Annotated in this window: 5 protein-coding genes; 4 read left to right on the top strand and 1 reads right to left on the bottom strand. The window is 71.2% G+C overall.

All coding sequences use genetic code 11. The annotated features are described in order from the left end of the window. From I5E_RS11060 to I5E_RS11045, 4 genes are all read left to right on the top strand, one after another. Positions 1–415 (top strand): response regulator transcription factor (locus I5E_RS11060; protein ID WP_031262228.1); only part of this gene is annotated, 415 nt, incomplete at its 5' end. 41 nt (positions 416–456) lie between these two features. Further along, positions 457–660, top strand: a complete 204-nt coding sequence (locus I5E_RS11055) for a ribbon-helix-helix protein, CopG family (protein WP_022907042.1) — start codon at positions 457–459, stop codon at positions 658–660. After that, positions 657–1,037, top strand: a complete 381-nt coding sequence (locus I5E_RS11050; protein WP_022907041.1) for a type II toxin-antitoxin system death-on-curing family toxin — start codon at positions 657–659, stop codon at positions 1,035–1,037. The genes I5E_RS11055 and I5E_RS11050 overlap by 4 nt, the downstream gene beginning before the upstream one ends. Positions 1,038–1,104: 67 nt before the next feature. Then, complete coding sequence (locus tag I5E_RS11045; protein ID WP_022907040.1) at positions 1,105–1,902, top strand: sugar phosphate isomerase/epimerase family protein; 798 nt, start codon at positions 1,105–1,107, stop codon at positions 1,900–1,902. Positions 1,903–1,999: 97 nt separating this feature from the next. Here the strand turns inward: I5E_RS11045 and uxaC are convergent. Further along, a partial coding sequence (uxaC, locus tag I5E_RS11040) for a glucuronate isomerase (protein WP_022907039.1) occupies positions 2,000–3,383 on the bottom strand: 1,384 nt, incomplete at its 5' end.

Below are 3,383 nucleotides of genomic sequence, written 5' to 3'. Positions count from 1 at the left end.
TCCCCCTTCGAGAGGAGACTACGTGTTCGAGGCCATCCGTGGTGGGGCCGCCGGCTTCCTCGTGAAGGACACCGAACCGGCCGAACTCCTCCGGGCGATCCGGACGGTCGTCGCGGGGGAGTCCCTGCTCTCGCCCCGGGCGACCCGCTCCCTGGTCGAGGCGTACGCCACGCACGCGAAACCGTCGTCCCTCGCGCCGGAGCTCGACGTCCTCACCGATCGCGAGCGCCAGGTCATGCAGCTCGTCGCCGTCGGGATGACGAACGCCGAGATCGCCCAGCACCTGTTCGTCAGCCCGATGACCGCGAAGACCCACGTCTCCCGGGCGATGATCAAGCTCGGTGCCCGTGACCGCGCCCAGCTCGTCGTCTTCGCCTACGAGACCGGCCTCGTCACCCCGGGCTGGCGCCCGTGAACACCCTCGTGGTAGGTATCACGAGTGATACCATCAACTGCATGGCCATGACGCTCCGACTCGACGACGACGAAGCCAGCGCGCTGCGGAGGCGCGCTGATCTCGAAGCGCGCTCGATGCAGGAGATCGCCCGGGCCGCGATCCGTGAGTACATCGAGCACCACAGCCGGAGCGACCTGATCGACAGCATCCTCGACCGCGAACTCCCGCGGTACGCCGAGGCGCTCGACCGGCTCGGCAGGTGATCCACCTCACGACCGACGAAGCGCTGCACATCGCTCGTCGGACGCTCGGCGACGGGTTCCTCCTCCGCGACGTCGGGCTGCTCGAAGCTGCCGTCGCACGGCCGGCGACCTCGGTCGGCGGCACTGACGCCTACCCGACCATCGTGGAGAAGGCTGCGGCGCTCGTGCACTCGGCGGTGCGGAACCACGCCCTCGTCGACGGCAACAAGCGCGTCGGACTCATGCTCCTCGTCGTCTTCCTCGGCATGAACGGACGACGGCTGACCGCAACGAACGACCAGGCCTACGACTTCATCATCGCCGTCGCAGAAGGGCGCCTCGACGCAGTGCCCGAGATCGCTCGAGTCCTCTCCGAGCTCGTCGAGTCCGCCGACTGACGGCGGACACCGCGGCAACGGACGGCAACGGCTGCGGGACCGCGGCACCCCGGGTTGCATGGACCCCATGTCCTTCACCGGGTTCGGCGTCGTCGCCGGAGCAGCACTGATCGAGGCCGTCCGTCGCGCGGGCGCCGACCACGTGGAGCCGACGATCGCGGGCAACCTGGCGGTGCCGTCGGACGACCACTCCGGCTGGACGCGCAACGAGGCCTACGCCGGTGGCCGGTTCGGCTCGTTCGCGATCCTCGTCCCCGGTGCCCTCCGGCTGCTGACCGCCGACCCCGATGCGGTGCGTGCGTACTTCGCGGCCGTCCTCCCCATCGTCCGCTCCGTCGCCGAACCGGGCGCGAAGATCGTGTTCGGTTCGGGGACCGCCCGCACGGCGCCCGACGGCATGTCCGGCGCCGAGGCCCTCCGCCGGTTCGCCGAGGTGCTTCGCACGGCCCGGGACACCGCTGCCGCGTCCGACCTGTGCATCGTCCTGGAACCGCTGAGCCGTTCGGAGACGAACGTCCTGCACTCCGTCACCGAGACCGTCCGGTTCCTCGACGAGGCCGGCGTCGACGGGGTGGACGTCGTCGCCGACCTCTTCCACATCCGGAACGAGGGCGAGTCGCTCGATGTCCTCCGCGAGCTCGGCACCCGCATCGGCCACGTGCACGTCAGCGACCGTGACCGTCGCCCGCTCGGGGCCGACGGGGGCGACGACGTGTGGCGCGAGTTCCTCGCCGCCGTGCACGACGGCGGCTACCGCGGCTCGGTGTCGCTGGAGTGCACCTGGTCCAGCGACCCGAACGCGGCCGAGGCCGAGATCCGTCGTTCCCTCGACCTGCTCCGACGATCGGGTGCCGAACTCGTGTGACGCTGAGCCGCTCCGTGCGAGGTTCCGTGCTGTGTTCGACGCCGCGAGCGTCGCACCGAGCGGGGAGCCTCGTGCATCGCGGCCCGGAGCCGCCGTCTCAGAGCTTGAACGTCGCCTTCGGGATGTCCGACACGATCCGACGTGCCGTCCGCACCGCGTTCTCCTCCGACAGCTGGTGCGTCACCACGAGCGACGCCAGGTAGGCCGCGTCCGCCCGTCGGGCCATGTCGTGCCGCGCGGGGATCGAGCAGTAGGCGCGGGTGTCGTCGATGAACCCCGAGGTCTTCGTGAACGACGCCGAGTCGGTGATCGCCGCCCGGTAGCGTCCGATCGCTGCGGGGGTGTCGATGAACCACCAGGGAGCGCCCGCGTAGACGGCGGGGTAGAAGCCGGCGAGGGGCCCGATCTCGCGCGAGAAGACGGTCTCGTCGACGGTGAACAGCACGAGGTGGAACCCCGGCGCCGTGCCGAAGGACTCGAGCAGGGGACGCAGGGGCTCGGTGAACGAGCCGACGGCGGGTAGGTCGTGCCCGGTGTCGGGTCCGAAGCGCTCGAGCGTGGGCGCGTGGTGGTTCCGCAGCACACCGGGGTGGAGCTGCATGACGAGACCGTCCTCGACGCTCATCTCGGCCCAGCGGTAGAGCATGTCGTGCCGGTACGCGACGGCCTCCGACGGGGTCACCCCGGACGGGCCCTGCATCGCGGCCGCGTGGATCCGCGAGCGCTCCGAGGCTGACAGCGGCGTCGACCCGGCGTCGAGGACCCCGGTGTCGGTGGCGGTGGCACCGTGCTGGACGAAGTACTGGCGACGTGCGCGCAGTGCCGCCAGCAGCCCGTCGTGGGTCCCCGTGTCGATGCCGGCGGCCTCGCCGATCGACGCGACCACGTGCCTCCAGTCCGACCGCGACGGGTCGAAGACGGCGTCCGCGCGGAACGTGGGGACCACCCGGCCGGTGAACGTGGGGTCGGCGGCGAGCCGCGCGTGCGCGGCGAGGTCGGCCGTCGGGTCGTCGGTGGTCGCCAGCACCTCGATGCCGAAGGCGTCGAACAGGGCGCGGGGACGGAACGCGGGCGTGGTGAGCAGCTCGGCGATGTGGTCGTGCTGGGCGTCCGCGTTCGCGGCCGACGGCTGCTCCGTCAGGCCGAAGACGTCGTGCAGTTCCGTCTCGAACCAGTAGCGGACCGGGGTGCCGAGGAAGTCGTCCCAGTGCTCGGCCAGGTTCCGCCAGACGGCGCGACCGGTAGGCACGGCACCGGTTCCCGACAGGTCGACGCGACCCAGCGCCTCCAGTCCGACACCGTTCGCGTGCAGGAGCCGCAGGACGTAGTGGTCCGGGGTGATGAGCAGCGACGCGGGGTCCCGGAACGGCTGGTCGTCCGCGATGAGCGTGGCGTCGACGTGTCCGTGCGGCGAGATGATCGGCGCGTCCTTGACGGCGTCGTAGACCGTGCGGGCGACCGCTCGCGCTCCCGGTTCGGCC

Source organism: Curtobacterium sp. B18 (genome assembly GCF_000333375.1).
In the GTDB taxonomy this organism is placed as follows: Bacteria; Actinomycetota; Actinomycetes; order Actinomycetales; family Microbacteriaceae; genus Curtobacterium.
The sequence above is the reverse complement of the archived record's forward strand: the minus strand, read 5'-3'. Positions and strand labels throughout refer to the sequence as shown.

Excerpts from the sequence above, each read along its gene's own strand:
- I5E_RS11055 (WP_022907042.1), top strand. The coding sequence starts at position 457 with ATGGCCATGACGCTCCGACTCGACGACGACGAAGCCAGCGCGCTGCGG.
- I5E_RS11045 (WP_022907040.1), top strand. The coding sequence starts at position 1,105 with ATGTCCTTCACCGGGTTCGGCGTCGTCGCCGGAGCAGCACTGATCGAG.